General features: G+C 60.6%; 1 protein-coding gene. It reads left to right on the top strand.

Annotated features, from left to right (window positions below; all coding sequences use genetic code 11):
* Positions 1–513 (top strand): helix-turn-helix domain-containing protein (locus M3G19_RS11835; RefSeq protein WP_259902798.1); only part of this gene is annotated, 513 nt, incomplete at both ends.

The following is a 513-nucleotide window of genomic DNA, read 5'->3' as shown; positions in this document are numbered from 1 at the left end:
CAAGGGCTATCGGCTAGGGCGATTGCTACGTCTATCGGCCGGCACCATAGCGTTGTCGCCAGAGAAATCCGCCGCAACGGGTGGGAGATCATCGACCAGGCCGGGGCGGTGGTGCACACCTATAACGCCGAGGTCGCCCACGAACGCACAGCACACCGGATGGCCAGGCCGAAACCACGCCGCATCGACACCAACTACCGGTTGCGGCACGTCGTTGTTGCAGGTGTTGCACGCAGATGGTCGCCTAAGCGCATTAGTTGCCACCTGAGGCGGGTTTTCGCCGATGATGAAACCATGCAGCTTTCCCACGAAGCGATCTACTCTGCGCTCTACGTCCAAGGCAAAGGCAGTCTGCGGGCTGAACTTGAAACAGTCATGAAAACCCAGCAAGTGCTGATCAAAGCAGGAAAACAACGCAGCCCACGCCACCGCACGGCAGGGCTTGCCACCAACAACCGGTCCTGGATCAAAGGCGCGGAAATCACCACCCGGCCCCCGGAAGTCGACGACCGG

The organism is Corynebacterium sp. p3-SID1194 (assembly GCF_025144155.1).
Classification (GTDB): domain Bacteria; phylum Actinomycetota; class Actinomycetes; order Mycobacteriales; family Mycobacteriaceae; genus Corynebacterium.
The sequence above is the reverse complement of the archived record's forward strand: the minus strand, read 5'-3'. Positions and strand labels throughout refer to the sequence as shown.